The following is an 18990-nucleotide window of genomic DNA, read 5'->3' as shown; positions in this document are numbered from 1 at the left end:
TTAATAGTCTTAATAACATAATGTTTTTCGATTACCATCTTATTCTATTAAAAATAACTACTAAAAACAATGCTTATATAAGAATATACTAATAAATCATAAAACATATTAGCTTTACTTATATAACGTTGATTTCTTTTAGGACTTCAATTATGTGACTTAATTTCATACACTGGACGTAGATTAGAAAAAGAGTAGAGGAAAATCAAATTCTATTTTCCTCTACTCTTAAAAACATCTATATTTAATTATTCTACAGTTACAGATTTTGCAAGATTTCTTGGTTGGTCTACATTAAGTCCACGATGAACAGATGTGTAATAAGCAATTAGTTGTAAAACAACAGCTGCGGTGAAAGGAGCAAATTGATCGTCAGTTTTAGGTAGAACGATATGGTGAGCACATAGATCATCATCAACTGGCATTTCGCCATTGGTAATTAGTATAACCATAGCACCTCTTGCACGTACTTCACGAATGTTTGAAATCATCTTAGAATAAACTTTTTCTTGTGTTGCTAGTGCAATAACTGGTACATCATCTGTTACAAGTGATAGCGTACCATGCTTTAACTCACCAGCTGCATATGCTTCGGAATGGATATAACTAATTTCTTTTAATTTGATAGAACCTTCACATGATAAAGGATAATCAAGACCTCTTCCAATGAAGAATAGATCTTCTACACTTGTAAGGCACTCACTGATTTTTTCAATTTGTTTATCTAAGTCGATCGTAGTGGCAACCGCATTAATAGTGTCTTGTAGTTGTTTTAAGTAATCTTCACAAGTTTCTTTGCTAATTGTTCCTCGGAGCATAGCAAATTTGAAAGCAATCATATAGATACTAGATAATTGAACCATATATGCCTTTGTGCTAGCAACTGCTATTTCTGGACCTGCGTGTGTATAGAAAACATAATCACTTTCGCGAGCAATAGAAGAACCTTTTACATTAACTATTGATAGTGTTTTACAACCAGCTTCTTTTGATAATCGAAGAGCAGCAAGAGTATCAGCAGTTTCTCCAGATTGAGAAATGGTAATTACTAACGTATTCTTATCAAGAATTGGATCGTTATAACGGAATTCTGATGCAATTTCAACGGTTACTGGTATGCGTAATAATTTTTCAAACATTACTTTACCAATAAGACCAGCATGCATAGCAGTACCGCAGCCAATAATTATTACACGATTAATATCTGTGAATACATCGTCGGCGATTCCATCTTCTTTAAAATCTAACATTCCGTTCTTTACACGAGGAGTAATTGTATTGTGTAAAGCATCTGGTTGTTCGTGAATCTCTTTTAACATATAGTGAGGATATCCACCTTTTTTAGCAGACGTAATATCCCAGTCTACATGCAAGATTTTTGGCTCAACTACAGTGCCATCTAGCGCAGTAACTTCAATTTGAGAACCATCTAATTTAGCAATATGATGTTCCGGTAATACGAAGTAATCTTTTGAGTATTTGATTAATGCTACCATGTCAGAAGCAATGATAGAACCTTGCTCAGATTGACAAGCTACAAGAGGACTACCATTACGAATTGCATAGATAACACCTGGTTGATCATGAAAAAGTATACAAAAACCATATGCTCCATCGAGAATATCAGAAGCTTTACGGAGGGCTTCGTATGCATCTCCAGTATATAGACTGTCAATAACCATAGCAGCAATTTCAGAATCAGTTTGAGATACAGGGAACTTGCTTTCTTTGGCAAATTCTTTCTCTAACTCATGATAATTTTCAATAATACCATTATGGATTAAAGTAACCTTACCAAAGGTATGTGGATGGCAGTTAGTATCTGATACTCCACCATGTGTTGCCCATCTAGTATGACCAATTCCACAAGTTGTATCTTTATCTACTGAAGAAACAACTTTTTCAATAAGATTGGAAACTTTACCAGTTGTTTTAATCGTGCGAATGGCATCATTTTGAAAGAAAGCGATACCAGCGCTATCATATCCTCTATATTCTAATTCACTAAGACCATTTAACATTACTTCTGTAGCATCAAGATTTCCAGTAAAACCAATAATTCCGCACATAATTCATTCTCCTTTATATAACAATTAATATGGGTCAATTGCGAAATTCTTTTCCATGTCAACATCATATCTGTGTTTTGGGGTAGCCTATTACAACGCACTAATACACATGGATATGTTTGTCATCATTACAAAAAGTTTCCAATTACCTAAACAATAATAATCAAAATAGGTATTTTTGCAGAATTTAAGTAAGACGATTGCTTTGATTCAGTACATAAAAGTCATAAGACAAGATTTAATTCTTGAATTAGGGAATTTATATAGGAATCTAAGAAATAGTCTAAAAAAGACAACAAAAATAACAGCTTGGTTATACCTCTTTGTTCCCTGATTACTCAGGTATTTAAAGATATATTACGCATCCAAGAATACGAAAAGGTCCCCGCCGAAGTTTCGAACACCTTTTACCTCGTTACCCTTTGCTTTTTCCGCCCAGACAAAGGTACATGGCGCTAATTTTATCAAATTAGGATAGAATAGAAACTATAACACTAATTGAAGACATTTCTGTCAGATATTACATTCATATTTGGGCTATTATTATATAGAATTATGTGTCTATGGATCCCCCCTCTAATTATTCTAATTAAACAATCTATACTATTAGTATATGAAAGTAGTAGCATAGTTGTAACACAAAATATAAGTACAATTGCTAAATCTTTTGAATTATCCAATTCGCGAAAAGTTGCAATCTTCGTCAAATATAGCATGTTTTATTAGGTAAGTCAAGAAATTGACGAATAGTTAATTGAAATGTAACAAACTAATGAATGGGAGTATCATGCATGAAATTGTACCTATTGTGTTTGAAAATTAGCTAATTGTATGATACACTACCATAAATAAGGATAGAAATATTATTGGAGGTGCATATGGACAAGGGAAATAAACCACTTATCATTCTTACAGGACCAACTGCAGTAGGTAAAACTGCACTTTCCATACGTCTTGCAAAGGCTATTAACGGTGAAATCATATCAGCAGATTCTATGCAGGTATATAAAAAGATGGATATTGGTACTGCAAAGATTATGCCAACGGATATGCAGGGAGTCAAACATTATCTAATAGATGAATTCATGCCAGACGAAGATTTCAATGTGGTTAAGTTCAAACAACTAGCATTAACATATATGAACGAGATCTATGCAAAAGGAAAGATACCTATCCTTGTAGGCGGTACGGGATTCTATATACAAGCAATCCTCAATGACATCGATTTTACACAAACAGTAGACGATACTTCTTACCGTGAGCACCTGCAACAAGTAGCCGATGAAAAAGGAGCTGAATTTCTCTATGAACAATTAAGAGAAGTAGATGAAGAGGCTACCAAAACAATTCATCAAAACAATGTAAAACGAGTAATTCGTGCGCTTGAATATTATCATCAAACAGGTAAAAAAATCTCAGAACATAATGAAGAACAAAAACAAAAGGAATCGCCTTATAACTTTGCATATTTTGTTTTAAATCATGATCGGAGTATACTGTATGATCGAATTGATAAACGTATTGATATTATGATGGAGCAGGGTTTACTAGATGAAGTTACTTCTTTATATAAAAAGGGGTATAGCAAAGAACTTGTTTCTATGCAAGGATTAGGATATAAGGAGATACTAGCCTACCTAGAAGGTGAGTGTACTTTAGAGGAAGCAATATATGTATTAAAGAGAGATACAAGACATTTTGCAAAACGTCAATTAACTTGGTTTAAGAGAGAAAGAGATGTTATTTGGTTAAACAAAAGTGAGTTTGAGGATAATGAAGATGCAATACTAGAAAAAATGTGTGAAACATTACATGAGAAGAAGATTATGTAGATTCCAGTTAGGAGAAAACAAATGGAAGAATTAAAAGATATGTACCAAAGCTTAGGTATAGATAATAAAGTATTAGAATATTGTAAGACGATTGAGACGTCGTTAAAAGATAGATTTGATGCAATCGATAAAGTAGCTGAGTATAATCAGATGAAAGTGATTAAAGCAATGCAAGAAAATCGTTTATCAGATGTACACTTTAGCGCGACAACGGGTTATGGTTATAACGATCTAGGAAGGGAAACTTTAGAAAGCATCTATGCTTCTGTATTCCATGCGGAATCAGCTTTAGTTCGTCCACAGTTAACCTGTGGTACACATGCTCTTACTATCGCTTTATCAGGAAATCTTAGACCAGGTGATGAAATCTTATCGCCAGTTGGAAAGCCATACGATACTTTAGAAGGTGTTATTGGTATACAGCCAAGCAGAGGATCTTTGGCGGAATATGGCGTAACATATCGTCAAGTTGATTTGCTCGAGGATGGTGCCTTTGATTATGAAGGTATCAAGAATGCATTGAATGAGAAGACCAAATTAGTTACGATCCAGCGTTCAAAGGGATACCAAACGAGGCCAACGTTATCGGTTGCGCGTATTGGTGAATTAATTTCCTTTATTAAAAAAATCAAACCAGATGTGATTTGTATGGTAGATAATTGTTATGGGGAATTCGTAGAGACAATCGAGCCAACGGATGTGGGAGCTGATTTGTGTGTCGGTTCATTAATTAAGAATCCGGGGGGTGGACTTGCTCCGATTGGTGGTTACATTGTAGGTAAAGAAGAATATGTGGATAATGCAGCTTTTCGTCTTACTGCACCAGGTTTAGGAAAGGAAGTAGGAGCAACACTTGGAATTAACCAACAGTTGATTCAAGGTTTCTTTATGGCGCCACAAGTAGTATCAGGGGCTGTAAAGGGAGCAATTTTTGCAGCGAGTATCTATGAAAAGTTAGGTTTCCCAGTTGTTCCTAATGGAACTGAATCAAGGCATGATATTATTCAAGCTGTTACATTAGGTTCTGCTGAGGCAATTATCGCATTCTGTAAAGGAATACAAGCAGCTGCCCCAGTAGACAGCTACGTAACACCAGAACCTTGGGCAATGCCGGGTTATACTTGTGATGTTATAATGGCTGCTGGCGCTTTCATACAAGGTTCATCAATTGAACTGAGCGCAGACGCACCAATTAAGCCACCATATGCTGTATATTTTCAAGGTGGATTAACTTGGTATCACTCGAAATTTGGTATTATGATGTCACTTCAGAAGTTATACGAAAACAATCTATGTAAATTATAAAAGACTAACGTATTCATTGTGTTTACCGTTAACTTTTACCAAATTAGGTATCTAAAAAGTTACATCTTTAATAAGTTGTCGATGAAATTGTGTATACAAACACATGAATTTGTGTTAAAATGTTGCGTGGAGAATTGAATAAGACATATTGATTATATGAATAAATGAGGATGGATTACGATGCGAAATTCGGCCAAAAATGGGTGGTCACTATTCTTGTTATTATTAACAGGCATAGTGCTCGGGGGATTCATTGGCTGGTTAGCTAAGGATGTTGCGTATTTAAGTTGGCTTAATTACGGTCAACAATTTGGATTTAGCGAACCTTTTCATTTGAATCTTGGAATCCTAAAGATAACATTCGGATTAACGATTAAGATTACAATGTCAAGTATTATAGGTGTAGTTTTAGCAATTATCGTTTATAAGAAATTATAAATAGGTAAGAGTAGACATAGTTCGAAGTAGTTAAGATTGGACAAGTTTGAATAGCGTTCCTTGCAGAGAGTGAGGAAGACTATGAAGCAAAAAGAGCATTTAACAGTCAAAGAATTACCAGTAACTGAACAACCTTATGAAAAATGTGAACGTTATGGCACTGCTAGTTTATCAGATGCTGAATTACTAGCAGTTATTATTCGTTCAGGTACAGCTAATGATCGAGCAATTGATGTTGCAAATCGTGTTTTGATGAACCAAAAAAGAGAACAAGGAATTATATCACTATATCAGTATACTATGAGCGAGTTAATGAAGATTCATGGTATTGGGAAGGTTAAAGCAATTCAATTACTATGCCTTGCCGAGATTAGCAAGCGGATGGCAAAAGCCTCATATGGAATGAAAATGCGCTTGTCTTCTCCAGAAGCTATAGCGAATTACTATATGGAACAGATGAGACATCTTCCAGTTGAACAAGCTGTCCTTCTGCTCTTAGATACTAAGTGTCAGTTAATTCGTGATATGGAATTATCAAAAGGCTCAGTTAATGCATCGATTACGGCACCACGGGAGATATATTTGAATGCACTCAAGTATGGAGCGGTCTATGTTGTTTTGCTGCATAATCATCCAAGTGGCGATCCTATGCCAAGCAAAGAAGATATCATCACGACCAAACGAATACGAGAGGCAGGACTATTAATCGGAATACAACTTATGGATCATATAATTATTGGTGATAATATGTATATAAGTTTAAAAGAACAAGGCCTTTTGAATTAAAGGCCCAGTTCGTAGTTTGGAAGGAGTAAATGTAAGTGGCAGCAAAGACTTATGGAATAGACTTAGGAACGAATACAATTAAAGTATATAAAAAAGGCGAAGGAGTTATCCTTCATGAGAGAAATATTATAGCAATTGAGAATAAGAAAAAAGTTATAGCAGTTGGTGACGAAGCATATGAGATGAATGAAAAAGCACCTGCAACAATTAAAGTAGTTTCACCAGTAAGAAGTGGTGTGATTGCAGATATTAGTAATATGCAACGTCTATTAACGAGTATTATAAGCAAAGTAAATGGTGGTAAAAAAAGTACTAGTACTTTTTATATATCAGTACCTACTGATATTACAAGTGTAGAGAAGAAATCCTTCTACGATACTGTACTAGCTTCTAATTCCAAAGTAAAGGACATTAGTATAGTAGAAAAAAGCATTGCAGATGCCCTAGGGGTAGGACTAGATATAACAAACGCTAGAGGTGTTATGGTTGTTAATATCGGTGCAGATACAACAGAGATTTCTATTATATCCTTAGGTGGAATTGTTCTTAGTAAATTAATTAATGTTGGTGGTAACAAACTAGATGAATCCATCAAATTATATGTTAAGAAAAAATACAACCTGGCTATTGGTAGTAAAACTGCAGAAACAATCAAGATAAATCTTGCATCTGCATTGCCAGGATCAGATGAGACGATCGCTGTGTTTGGACGAAATATCGTTAATGGATTACCGGCACAGATGGATATTAATTCAGAGATGGTTTATGACTCTATTAAAGAATATCTTCACACAATTGTGGATGCTATTAAGGTTATTCTTGAAAGAACACCACCAGAAATATCTTCTGATATTATTGAATCAGGCATCTACGTAACTGGAGGTTCATCCGCTATTAAAGGCTTAGATACGTTAATTGCCTCCAACACAGATCTTAAAGTTAATATCTGTGATAAAGCAGATAGTACAGTAGTTGAGGGATTAGGAAGAATTATCGAAGAACCTGATTTAAAAGAACTTGCTTATAACATTAAACAGATGACAACTAGGCGATAGAGAGAGAATTCGAGGGGGACGTTATGAGGCGTAGAACTAGGTTTTCACTTGAGCCAAAATACATTTTGGCTATATGTTCTGTCCTATGTATCATATTGATTTTTATATCGGTTCGGTACGAGGATAAAGTACAGCCTGCTAAAGATGCGGTTACTGGTGTTTTTACTCCAATGCAAAAGGGGATTAATACAGTTGGAAAATGGATAACAGATAAAATTGAACTATTATCAAGTATCAAAGATTTACAACAAGAGAATAAAGAACTAAAAGAGAAACTTTCTGAAACAACATACCAAAATCGAATTCTTCAACAAGAAGGATATGAATTAGATACCCTTCGTGATTTGTATGAATTAGATAAACGTTATCCGAGTTATCCTAAAGTTGCTGCTACTATCATAAGTAGAGATACAAACAACTGGTATAACCGCTTTGTAATTGACAAAGGCTCTGATGATGGTTTGAAAGTTGGAATGAATGTTTTAGCGGGGAATGGTCTTGTTGGTATTATTACTGAAGTAGGGCACAATAATGCAACTGTTCGTTCGATTATTGATGATGCTAGTAATGTTAGTGGTATGTTTTTAAAAACCAATGACCAATGCAATGTAAAAGGTAATCTTGAATTAATCGATAAAGGACTAATTGAAGTTCAAGGAATTGATAAAGATGCAAAAATTAAAGAGGGCTATGAGATTGTAACATCTACTATAAGTCCTAAATACTTACAAGGGATTTTAATTGGTTATATCTCAGATGTAACAGTTGATGCAAACAACATGACGAAGTCTGGATATTTAACACCAGCAGTTGATTTTACTAATTTAACTACGGTATTAGTTATAACAGAATTAAAAGAAACTTTATACTAGAAAGGATTTTGATATATGAAGCAATTTATTATGTCTGTAATCGTTATTATAGTATGTTTCTTATTACAAAGTACTGTTTTTCAGGCACTTTCCATAGCTGGTGTAGTTCCTAATCTACTACTTATTGTTACAGTGGCTGCAGGCTATATGCACGGCAGAACAAATGGAATCTATGTCGGACTTGCCTGTGGTCTTTTGGTGGATATATGCTATGGTGATATTATTGGATTATTTGGTTTAATGTATATGTGTATTGGATACCTGAATGGATATGCACATAAAGTATATTTTCGTGATGACTACACAATGCCTATAATCTTAGTATCTGTAAGTGATTTCTTATACGGATTTTTCTACTATGTGTTTTTGTTCTTGTTAAGAAATCGTTTGAATTTTTTCTTTTATTTAAAGAGAATTATCTTACCAGAACTGATCTATACAGTGGTAGTATCCATCGTGCTTTATAAGATACTATATATATTGAACGTGAAATTAGAACGTTCTACGTATAAGGAGGTTTAGGTATGTTTGATATTTTAATTGAAAAACTAAAGAATATGCTTCAATCTCGTTTGCTTCCTATTGTAATTATATATCTGGTACTATGTTTTTCACTAGTAAATCGTATATTCAAAATACAAATTGTGGAAGGCGAGGCATACGAACAAGAAGTACAACAAAAGACAACGAAAGAGCGTGAGTTAAAGGGTACGCGCGGGAATATACTTGACAGAAATGGAGAACTACTTGCCTATAATGAATTGTCTTATTCGGTAACCTATGAAGATACGGGTGAATTAACTACGAATGAAGAAAAAAATGCTATGATATATAAGCTAATTAAAACGGTGGAAGATAATGGTGGAGTTTTAGCTAATGATTTTTTCATTCAATTAGATAATAAAGGTGATTTGGTTTTTCAGACAGATGGTAGTGCGGAGCTTCGATTCAAAAGAGATGTATATTCAAAAAGCTCTGTTGATCAATTAACAAAAGAACAAAAAGAAGCAACTGCCAGTGAAATTTTTAATTATATGCGATATGGTTCAGAAGTAGAAGCAACAAAGATGTATGATATCTCTGATGAGTATAGTTTAGAAGATGCGTTGAAGATAATGATGATTCGGTTTAACATACTTATGAATAAATATTCTAGATATCTACCGATAACAATTGCTTCTGATGTGAAAGCGGAAACAGTTGCAGCAATTAGAGAAAGTAGTGAAGAGTTACCTGGTGTAACAATTCTTGAACAAACAAGTCGTGTATACAATGAAAGTGAATACTTTGCCCATATCATGGGGTATACGGGTTTGATTACTCAAGAAAAGTTAGAGGAGCTAAAAGATCAAGGATATGATAATTATAGTGCGACTGATCAAATTGGTATTACAGGAGTAGAAAAAGCATATGAGGAATATCTACATGGAAAGAACGGTAGCGAGACTGTAGTAGTTAATGATCAAACAAGAGTGCTTGATATTCTTAAAACAAATGAACCAGAAGCAGGTAATGACGTTTATCTTACTATTGATGCTGATTTACAAAAAACTACTTATCAGTTGTTAGAAAAACGATTAGCAAGTATTTTGTTAAATGCCCTTAAGAATAACGATAAGCTTAACATATATGATGTGTATTATGCATTAATCAATAATAGTGTTATTGATATTAAGGCTCTAGATGATGAGGATAGTACAGCGTTAGAAAAACAGGTGTATAATAAATTTGAAACACAACAAAAAGTAGTTCTTCGTAATCTTAAAAATGAACTAACGATTTCGAATACAACGCCTAAAAAATCTTTATCAGAAGATATGCAAGAGTATATTGATTATATCTATAAAATGTTAAAGGATGAAAAGATACTTTTGGTATCAGAAATACCTGCAGATGACGCAACACTTCTTTCTTATCAAAACGGTACCATTAGTTTAAGTAGCTTTTTGAAATATGCTGTTTCAAATAATTATGTTGACTTAACCAAATTGAACGTAGGCAATGAGTACTATAGTACAGAAGAGTTATATGAAAAGCTACTAGATTTGATTGTTGATACCTTGACGGAAGATAGCAAATTTAACAAAATCATTTACCGTGATTTGGTATATTCGTACAAATTATCAGGAAAAGAAATTTGTCTTTTATTATTTGACCAGAGTGTGTTAGAATATGATGAGAAGGCTATTAATGGACTAGAAACGGGTACGTTATCACCTGCATCCTTTATTCAGACAAAGATAAGAAATTTAGAAATTACACCTGCGCAATTAGCACTGGAACCATGTTCTGGTTCAGTAGTGATAACAGATGTAAAAACTGGAGAAGTACTAGCTCTAGTTTCGTATCCTAGCTATGATAATAATATGTTTGCAAATCGAGTGGATTCAGAGTACTTTAATAAAATTAATAATGATTTAGCTTATCCATTAATAAATAGACCATTACAACAAAAAACTGCACCTGGTTCAACTTATAAAATGGTATCAGCAGCTGCAGGTTTAGAAGAAGGTGCAATTGCTCCTTATGAAACAATTCTTGACAAATATGAATTTACAGCGATAACCCCAAGTCCAAAGGATCATACTAGACATTCTCATGGTAAAGTTGATGTACCGAATGCGTTAGAGGTTTCTTGTAACTATTTCTTCTACGAAGTAGGATATCGTTTGAGCTTAGACTCAGCTAAGAATTATAAGAGTCAGTTAGGACTTGATAAAATCAAGAAGTATGCTGAAATGTTTGGTTTTGGTGCAACCAGTGGTATTGAGCTACCAGAGTATAATCCACAGATTTCTAATTTTGATGCCGTTCGTTCTGCAATAGGACAAGGTGAAAATAACTATACCCCAGCGCAAATCGCTCGTTATGTTACAGCGATTGCCAATAGAGGAACTGCTTTTAATCTTACTATATTTAATAAAGTTCAAGACCTTAATAAGAAGGTAATTGAGAAAAACAAAGCTACAATCTTTAATGATGTTGAGATTAGTGATACAACTTGGAATTTAATTCAAGAGGGTATGTATAAAGTAGTTAATGGTGAAGATAGTTCTATAAAGAGATTGTTCGCGGGTATGGATATTGAAATAGCAGGAAAAACTGGTACAGCGCAACAGAATAAAGAAAAACCAAACCATGCTTTGTTTGTTTCGTATGCTCCATATGAAGACCCAGAAATTTCAGTTACAACTGTAATCCCAAATGGTTATACTTCAAGTAATGCTGCAGAGCTTACAAGAGATATCTATAAGTATTATTATAAACAAGATGGATATAAAGATATGTTAAAGAGTAAAGTTACACTTCCTGAACTAAGCAGTGGCATTTCTGATTAGACAGAGAATAGAAACACTTTTGAAAGGAGAAAGTTGATAGATGGATAATTCAGTTATGATTAAGGGAAATCAATCTGGCATTATTGTTGTACTTGATGCAAATCTTGATTTCGAAGAATTAAAATCGAATATAGCTGAGAAATTCAAAGCATCAGCCAAATTTCTTGGAAATGCTAATGTTGCCGTAACCTTTGAAGGTAGAGAATTAACCACAGAAGATGAGAGAGAAATTTTAGATATTATTTCAGAAAACTCTGATCTTAATGTAATATGTGTAGTTGATTTAGATGCAGAGAAAGAAAAGATATTCAAACGATGTTTAAATGACAGATTGATGGAACTGTCCAATAATACTGGACAATTTTATAAAGGAAATTTACGTTCTGGACAAGTACTAGAGTTTGAGACTAGCATTATTATAATTGGTGATGTGAATGCTGGAGCAAAGGTAGTATCCAAAGGAAATGTTGTAATACTAGGTGCATTAAAAGGAAATGTTTTTGCAGGGGCTTCTGGCAATCAGAATAGCTTCGTTGTTGCACTTTCTATGGATCCTGTTCAAATCAGAATTGGAGATATCATTGCAAGATCTCCAGATGATAAATCAAAAGATGTTTCTAAAGAAGCAAAGATTGCCTATGTAGAAGATGGAAACATCTACATTGAGTCCATTAGTAAAGATGTTCTTAATGACATTAGTCTATAGAATAAGTTTATAAGTATGTTGTCAGTAACACCGAATTTATGTATTAAATTATCGGTGTTACTGCTAGGCAACAGGTGACATTACGAATTAACAATAAGTTTGGAGGAATATTTAATGGGAGAAGTAATAGTTATAACGTCAGGAAAAGGTGGCGTTGGTAAAACAACTACCACAGCTAACGTAGGTACAGGATTAGCAAAATTAAATAAAAAAGTTGTATTAATTGATACAGATATAGGATTAAGAAATCTTGATGTTGTACTTGGGCTTGAAAATCGTATTGTTTATAATCTTGTTGATGTTGTAGAAGGAAATTGTAGAATTAAACAAGCATTAATCAAAGATAAGAGATATCCAAATCTATACTTATTACCATCTGCACAAACTAGAGATAAATCCGCAGTTTCTCCAGAACAAATGAAAAAATTAGCTGATGAGTTAAGAGAAGAATTTGATTACATACTAATGGATTGTCCAGCAGGTATTGAACAGGGTTTCAAAAATGCTATTGCAGGAGCAGATCGCGCTTTAGTAGTTACAACTCCTGAAGTTTCAGCTGTTCGTGATGCAGATAGAATTATCGGTTTACTTGAAGCAAATGAAATTAAACAAACACATCTAGTTGTAAACAGACTTCGTATGGATATGGTAAAACGTGGAGATATGATGTCAAGTGAAGATGTAGTTGAAATCTTAGCAGTCGATTTGATTGGAGTTGTTCCTGATGATGAAGGTATCGTAATCTCAACAAACCAAGGTGAACCATTAGTAGGTAGTGACACATTAGCTGGACAAGCTTTTATGAATATATGTAAAAGAATCACCGGAGAAAGCGTTCCTTTTTTGGACTTAAATGGACGAGCTTCATTAATGCAACGTTTAACGAGCATATTCAAAAAATAAAGGGAGGGAATGTAAACCAATGGGTATTGCAGACTTATTTAAGAAAAAAGCATCAGGTACCGTTGCAAAGGATCGTTTAAAACTTGTTCTTGTATCCGATCGTGCGAATTGTTCTCCTGAGATTATGGAACAGATGAAAAATGACATTATTAAAGTTATTTCAAAATATGTGGAAATTGATGAAGAGAAGTTAGATATTGAAATTGCACAAACTGACTCCGAAGGAAATAATGGCAAAGTTCCAGCACTTATTGCCAATATTCCTATCAAAGACCTGAAGTCTCCACGAAAATAAGGATGATTATTCATGTTTGATTTTAAACAATATGACTTTAAACGAATGAATTATTCGTTAGTTGTACTTGTTCTTATACTCGTTGGTATAGGAACGTATCTAATTCAATTAGTAGAACCATCAGATGGTAAGAAACAGATTCTTGGTCTTGTACTTGGATTTGTGGCTATGTGTATTGTAGCACTAGTTGATTACCATTATGTTTGCCGTTTTATGTGGTTAATCTATATCGTTAATATTGTGTTGCTATTACTAGTTTTTGTACCTGGTATAGGAAAGACACAATTTGATACACAACGTTGGATTAATCTAAGAGTATTCGATTTGCAACCTTCAGAAGTGAGTAAAATCATGATGATTATTGTTTTTGCTCAGTTTTTTACTGATAGGAAAGAGAAGATGGATCGATTATCTACTGTTTTCATATCTGCTATAATGGTAATTATACCAATATTGTTGATATTGAAACAACCAGCTTTATCATCAAGTATGGTTATGGTATTTATCTATATCATAATGATATATGCGGCTGGTCTTAGTTATAAGATAATTGTTCCGTTCCTCGCGATAGGATTACCTACCATATTAGGTTTGTTTTGGTATATACAACAACCATACCAGAAGTTGTTAAAACCATATCAGCTAGGTAGAATCTTGTCTTTTAAATTCCCAGAAAAGTATCCAGATTTAGTATGGCAACAAAAGATATCTGTTGAGTATATCGGTTCTGGACGTTTGTATGGAAAGTTGTTTTCTGGGCAATCCTTTGAATTAAAGAGTAAAAGTTTACCTGTATCAGAAAGTGATTTTATCTTTTCGGTTGTAGGGGAACATCTTGGCTTCATTGGAAGTTGTGTCATTATTGGCCTACTTGCTATTCTTATATTCAAATGCCTTGCAGTTGCAAAATCAGCAAGAGATCATATGGGTATGCTCATAGCAACTGGTATATCTGCAATGTTTATGTTCCAAGTGTTTGCCAATATAGGGGTTTCTACTTTCATGTTGCCAAATACGGGATTACCTTTACCTTTCGTTAGTTACGGACTAAGTTCCTTAGTCAGCTATATGATAGGTATAGGGTTTATATTGAATATTAGTTTACAAAGAAAAAATATAAGGGGGTAAATGCATATGAATATTGGAATGATTGCACATGATGCGAAGAAAAAATTAATGCAGAATTTCTGTATAGCCTATCGTGGTATTTTAAGTAAGAATGAGTTATTTGCGACAGGAACTACAGGTAGATTAATTGAAGAAGTAACGAATCTTAATGTTCATAAATATCTAGCTGGTCATCTAGGTGGCGAACAGCAATTAGGTGCACAAATTGAGCATAACCAGATTGATATAGTTATCTTCTTAAGAGACCCATTAACGCCTAAATCACATGAACCAGATGTGAATAATGTTGTTCAATTATGCGATACGCATAACATTCCATTAGCTACGAATCTTGCAACAGCTGAACTGTTAATAAAAGCGTTAGATCGTGGCGATCTAGAATGGAGAGAAGCGTTAAAATGAGATTGAATAAGAAAATAAAAGTAATAAGCTCCCTGTTAGTGTTAATATCACTAACAGGGTGTTCGTCGTCTAGCAATGCGCTTATGAAATATTCTAATTCCGATACAAGTGTGGTGCAGTATATTACCACAAATGATACAGATGATGAATATGCCAATCTTCTTGGAGAAGATCTCTGTGTTATACCATTAAAATCAGATAAAGGTGGAGATGGTAATTTAGCAGCTGAAGCTACTTTGTTAGTAAACAATACGGATAATGAAATGCTATATGCAGAGAATGTATATGAGAAATTATATCCAGCAAGTATAACTAAGGTTATGACTGCATTAGTAACTTTAAAGAATGCTGACTTATCTGACATGGTAACCGTTAGTTATGAAGCTTCTCACATAACCGAAGTTGGAGCAAGTTTATGTGGATTAAAAGAAGGAGATAAGATTAATCTTAAAGACCTTTTGAATATCTTCCTAATAAGCTCAGGTAACGATGCCGGGATTGCAATTGCTGAACATGTGGCTGGAAGTGAAGAAGCTTTTACAAAGATGATGAATGAAGAGGCCAAAGCTATAGGAGCAACACATTCTAATTTTGCCAATTCCCATGGGCTTCATGATGAAAATCATTATACAACTGCTTACGATATCTATCTGATTTTCAGAGAAGCATTGCAGGAACCAACTTTTGTAGATATTATCGCTACTAAATCATATAAGGTTACCTATAGTAACAGTAATGGTGATAAAGTTGACAAAGAATTTTCAACTACAAATCTTTATCTAAAAGGCAATGAAGTAATGCCTGATGGTATTACTGTAATTGGAGGGAAGACAGGAACCACTATTAAAGCAGGATCTTGTCTCGTGCTTTATTCAAAAGATAAGTCTGATAAAGAATATATCTCTGTTATTCTTAAGTCGGATTCAAAGACAAGTCTGTATTCACAAATGTCGTATTTACTCAAGTTTATCTATAAATAAAGGTTGTGAATTCATACGACCTATACTATAATTAAATCATAGACTTATGGTTCTTTAGCATATAATACAAATAACAGTAGCTACAGTTATTGAATTTGTAACTATTCAAAACCTTCGAGAAAAAGCTTGTTTATACGAGTTAGTAGTGCCAATTGGAAGTTTGCGTTCATTTGGTATACATCCATCACTGAAGAAGAAGGGTATCTGAATAGCTACTAGAATATCAAGAGCATCACATAAGGAGGAAATTCTATGGTTCAGATTATTGTCGGTGAAAAAGGCAAGGGTAAAACTAAGGTAATTATCAATCAGGCGAATGAAAAAATGATACACTCGGAAGGTACAGTAGTGTACATAGACAAAAGTAACAAGCATATGTATGAACTTAACAATAAACTCAGGTTGATAAGCATAAAAGATTACCTAATAGAAAATTACAATGAATTCTTAGGATTTATATGTGGGATTATTTCGCAAGATCATGACTTGGAATGTGTTTTTGTTGACAGTTTCTTGAAAGTAGCACATATATCTGATAACGAGATTGAAGTGGTAGTTAACAAACTAAAGAGAATCTCTGATCAATACCATATTGATTTTGTTCTCAGTATATCTATTGCTAGTAAGAGCACACCAGAAAGTTTAGAAAATGACATATTAGTGTCACTATAGACGGATTAAAAAAGAGCAGATTAATTTCTTGAATGAAATGAAACTGCTCTTTTCAATTATGATACAATGGGAGAGAGTTACTACCTGCAAACTACTCGTTTCGTAATCTTCCGAAGAAACTAAGTGCATAAAGACCACAAATACCGATGACGGCATATATGATTCTTGAAACTAAAGTCATATCACCGAAAACTACTCTTACAAGATCAAAACCTAAAAATCCAATTAATCCCCAGTTAATAGCTCCAATAATTACTAGAATGAGTGCAATATAGTCTATGGTTTTCATAACATACCTCCTTCTTGTCATTCTAAAGATAGTATGTTTCATCTTATAAAAAATATTCACCAATTAGTAATAATATTTTAGTACTAGTTTTCTCATGTATCTATACAATTTTATGAATATATGATACAATAGGTGTAATTATTGAGTGCTATACATTGGAGTAAATATGTATTATAAATATTCAGATTATTTAAAAGATAGATTTGAAACTAAAATTTATAAATTACCAGTTAATTTGCCTATTACTTGTCCTAACCGTACTTATGGGACAGGCTGTTCGTTTTGTGCGGATTTTGAAACAGGTTTTGAAGCTTATAGGAATGCCGCAGCAACCTATCCAGATATCGTAGAGAATTCTATATCAACTCGTCCAGATTGTATTCAGGATGAGTATTTACAATTTTTAAAACAATTATCAGATGAAAATAAGATTGCAATAACAAGCGAGTTAGGTTTACAAACAGTAAATTATAGCAATGGATCTGCACTACGCAGAGGAGGTTACTTACATGAGCAGTAGAAATAGAAAAGTGGCCAAATATAGAAGACCAATTAATATTAATATCGGCGGAATCATCTTTTTTGTATTATTTTTGTATATCGGGATAAATGTGATTTTATATATGAAAAAGGAACATCTAGCAATCTATGAAGTAGTTGAAAAAACGATTTCAGATGACAATACTTGCGAAGGTGTTATTTTGCGTGAGGAGGAAGTGGTCAAAACTCCACAAGCTGGTTATGTAAATTATTACATAAAAGATGGTGAAAAAGTAGCTAAGAACTCTGTGATATATTCCCTTGATCAGAATGGGAATATTGCAGAAACTTTGGTGAAATCCGATGGTGCTATAGAATTAACTTCTAAAGATATTGCAAGCATACGTTCTGATATTAGCAACTTCAAGAATTATTACAAGCCTAGTAGTTATAATAAAGTTTATGATTTCAAGTATGACTTAGAGAACGCTATATTAGACAGTCTTAACAACTCCAACATGAAAAATATTGAAAACCTCACTTCTTCTAATACTACAGGAACTTTTGATGTAGTAAAATCGAAGAAAAGTGGAATTGTATCTTATTATTCGGATGGATTAGAGAATCTCACAGAGGAAGAGGTATCTTTAGATACCTTTAATATGGATTCTTATAATAAGATCATGTTACGTACGAATAATCTTATAGAAAAAGATAGTCCAGTTTATAAGCTTATAACCAATGAAAAATGGACGCTTATTCTTAATGTTTCTAAAGAACAATATGATAAATTATTGGAGAAAACCTATGTTAAGTTAACTTTTAAAAAAGATAACTTAACGATAACAGCACCAGTTTCTGTTTATCAAAAAGGGGAAGGATACTTTGCAAAATTAGAGCTTAATTCCTATATGTTACGTTATGTTGAAGATCGTTTTGTAACAGTGGAATTAAATCTTAATTCAGCAAAAGGGTTGAAGATTCCGGTTTCAGCCATTACAGAAAAAGAATTTTATAAAGTACCACGTTCCTATTTCACGAATGGTGGAGACACGAGTGCAATTGGCGTAGTAAAAGAAACATACACGGAAAAAGGTGAAAAGACATATACATTTGTTCAAACTGAGGTATATTACCAAGATGACGACTTTGGATATGTTGATAAATCGGTTCTGAGTGCAGGTGATGTCATTAGTAATGTCGATACCCAAAAAACATATACGATATCAGAAACGGACAAACTAGAAGGTGTTTATAACGTTAATAAAGGGTATTGTGTATTTAGAAGAATCGAAAAAGTATACGAGAACCAAGAGTATTGTATTGTAAAGTCGAATACAACATTCGGATTATCGGAATATGATCATATTGTGTTGGAGGCTTCAATGGCAGTTGAGCAGAATATTATTAATTAATTCAATGTGACGTTCAGCCACAGGA

At 33.6% G+C, this 18990-nt stretch carries 19 protein-coding genes; 17 read left to right on the top strand and 2 right to left on the bottom strand.

Going from position 1 to position 18990, the window contains the following annotated elements:
• Positions 1-248 precede the first annotated feature (248 nt).
• Positions 249-2069, bottom strand: coding sequence for a glutamine--fructose-6-phosphate transaminase (isomerizing) (gene glmS / locus BUB90_RS05425; protein ID WP_073284213.1), 1821 nt, complete (start codon positions 2067-2069; stop codon positions 249-251).
• Positions 2070-2947: 878 nt separating this feature from the next.
• Between glmS and miaA the strand changes: the two genes are divergently transcribed.
• From miaA to BUB90_RS05350, 15 genes are all read left to right on the top strand, one after another.
• A complete protein-coding gene (gene miaA / locus BUB90_RS05420; protein WP_073284210.1) occupies positions 2948-3901 on the top strand; it encodes a tRNA (adenosine(37)-N6)-dimethylallyltransferase MiaA in 954 nt (317 codons plus the stop codon).
• Between the two features lie 21 nt (positions 3902-3922).
• Positions 3923-5206, top strand: a complete 1284-nt coding sequence (locus tag BUB90_RS05415) for a methionine gamma-lyase family protein (RefSeq protein WP_073284207.1) — start codon at positions 3923-3925, stop codon at positions 5204-5206.
• A gap of 180 nt (positions 5207-5386) precedes the next feature.
• Positions 5387-5644, top strand: a complete 258-nt coding sequence (locus tag BUB90_RS05410) for a DUF4321 domain-containing protein (RefSeq protein WP_073284204.1) — start codon at positions 5387-5389, stop codon at positions 5642-5644.
• Between the two features lie 81 nt (positions 5645-5725).
• The gene (gene radC / locus BUB90_RS05405; protein ID WP_073284201.1) at positions 5726-6430 is read left to right on the top strand and encodes a RadC family protein; all 705 of its coding nucleotides are present in this window, start codon (positions 5726-5728) and stop codon (positions 6428-6430) included.
• A 35-nt stretch (positions 6431-6465) separates the two neighbouring features.
• Entirely contained in the window at positions 6466-7485 is a 1020-nt protein-coding gene (gene mreB, locus BUB90_RS05400) for a rod shape-determining protein (protein WP_073284198.1), read from the top strand.
• Positions 7486-7508: 23 nt separating this feature from the next.
• Positions 7509-8357 carry a rod shape-determining protein MreC gene (gene mreC, locus BUB90_RS05395; RefSeq protein ID WP_073284195.1) on the top strand — a complete coding sequence of 283 codons (849 nt, stop codon included), beginning with the start codon at positions 7509-7511 and terminating at the stop codon, positions 8355-8357.
• Between the two features lie 15 nt (positions 8358-8372).
• Positions 8373-8879 (top strand): rod shape-determining protein MreD, encoded by a 507-nt coding sequence (gene mreD / locus BUB90_RS05390; protein WP_073284192.1) that lies wholly within the window; start codon positions 8373-8375, stop codon positions 8877-8879.
• Positions 8880-8881: 2 nt separating this feature from the next.
• The gene (locus BUB90_RS05385) at positions 8882-11695 is read left to right on the top strand and encodes a penicillin-binding transpeptidase domain-containing protein (protein WP_073284189.1); all 2814 of its coding nucleotides are present in this window, start codon (positions 8882-8884) and stop codon (positions 11693-11695) included.
• A 40-nt stretch (positions 11696-11735) separates the two neighbouring features.
• Positions 11736-12401 (top strand): septum site-determining protein MinC, encoded by a 666-nt coding sequence (gene minC, locus BUB90_RS05380; protein ID WP_073284186.1) that lies wholly within the window; start codon positions 11736-11738, stop codon positions 12399-12401.
• Between the two features lie 114 nt (positions 12402-12515).
• Positions 12516-13304, top strand: coding sequence for a septum site-determining protein MinD (minD, locus tag BUB90_RS05375; RefSeq protein WP_073284183.1), 789 nt, complete (start codon positions 12516-12518; stop codon positions 13302-13304).
• A 19-nt stretch (positions 13305-13323) separates the two neighbouring features.
• Entirely contained in the window at positions 13324-13599 is a 276-nt protein-coding gene (gene minE / locus BUB90_RS05370; protein ID WP_073284180.1) for a cell division topological specificity factor MinE, read from the top strand.
• A gap of 12 nt (positions 13600-13611) precedes the next feature.
• The gene (locus tag BUB90_RS05365) at positions 13612-14727 is read left to right on the top strand and encodes an FtsW/RodA/SpoVE family cell cycle protein (RefSeq protein WP_073284176.1); all 1116 of its coding nucleotides are present in this window, start codon (positions 13612-13614) and stop codon (positions 14725-14727) included.
• 6 nt (positions 14728-14733) lie between these two features.
• On the top strand, positions 14734-15129 hold the full coding sequence (locus BUB90_RS05360; RefSeq protein ID WP_073284173.1) for a methylglyoxal synthase: 396 nt from the start codon (positions 14734-14736) through the stop codon (positions 15127-15129).
• A complete protein-coding gene (locus BUB90_RS05355; protein ID WP_073284169.1) occupies positions 15126-16109 on the top strand; it encodes a D-alanyl-D-alanine carboxypeptidase family protein in 984 nt (327 codons plus the stop codon). Before BUB90_RS05360 ends, BUB90_RS05355 begins: the two co-directional genes overlap by 4 nt.
• A 252-nt stretch (positions 16110-16361) precedes the next feature.
• Positions 16362-16781, top strand: a complete 420-nt coding sequence (locus BUB90_RS05350; protein ID WP_073284164.1) for a twitching motility protein PilT — start codon at positions 16362-16364, stop codon at positions 16779-16781.
• 91 nt (positions 16782-16872) lie between these two features.
• On the opposite strand, the gene BUB90_RS05345 is transcribed toward BUB90_RS05350, so the two are convergent.
• On the bottom strand, positions 16873-17070 hold the full coding sequence (locus tag BUB90_RS05345; RefSeq protein WP_073284161.1) for a DUF378 domain-containing protein: 198 nt from the start codon (positions 17068-17070) through the stop codon (positions 16873-16875).
• Positions 17071-17215: 145 nt separating this feature from the next.
• Here BUB90_RS05345 and BUB90_RS05340 point away from each other — a divergent pair, with 145 nt between their 5' ends.
• Together BUB90_RS05340 and BUB90_RS05335 are read left to right on the top strand one after the other, a co-directional pair.
• Positions 17216-17590, top strand: coding sequence for a hypothetical protein (locus BUB90_RS05340; protein ID WP_139241703.1), 375 nt, complete (start codon positions 17216-17218; stop codon positions 17588-17590).
• Positions 17580-18965: an HlyD family efflux transporter periplasmic adaptor subunit gene (locus BUB90_RS05335; RefSeq protein WP_073284155.1), complete on the top strand. Its 1386-nt coding sequence runs from the start codon at positions 17580-17582 to the stop codon at positions 18963-18965. The genes BUB90_RS05340 and BUB90_RS05335 overlap by 11 nt, the downstream gene beginning before the upstream one ends.
• Positions 18966-18990: the final 25 nt, after the last annotated feature.

Origin of the sequence: Anaerosporobacter mobilis DSM 15930 (genome assembly GCF_900142955.1) — a bacterium.
In the GTDB taxonomy this organism is placed as follows: Bacteria; Bacillota; Clostridia; order Lachnospirales; family Lachnospiraceae; genus Anaerosporobacter; species Anaerosporobacter mobilis.
The sequence above is the reverse complement of the archived record's forward strand: the minus strand, read 5'-3'. Positions and strand labels throughout refer to the sequence as shown.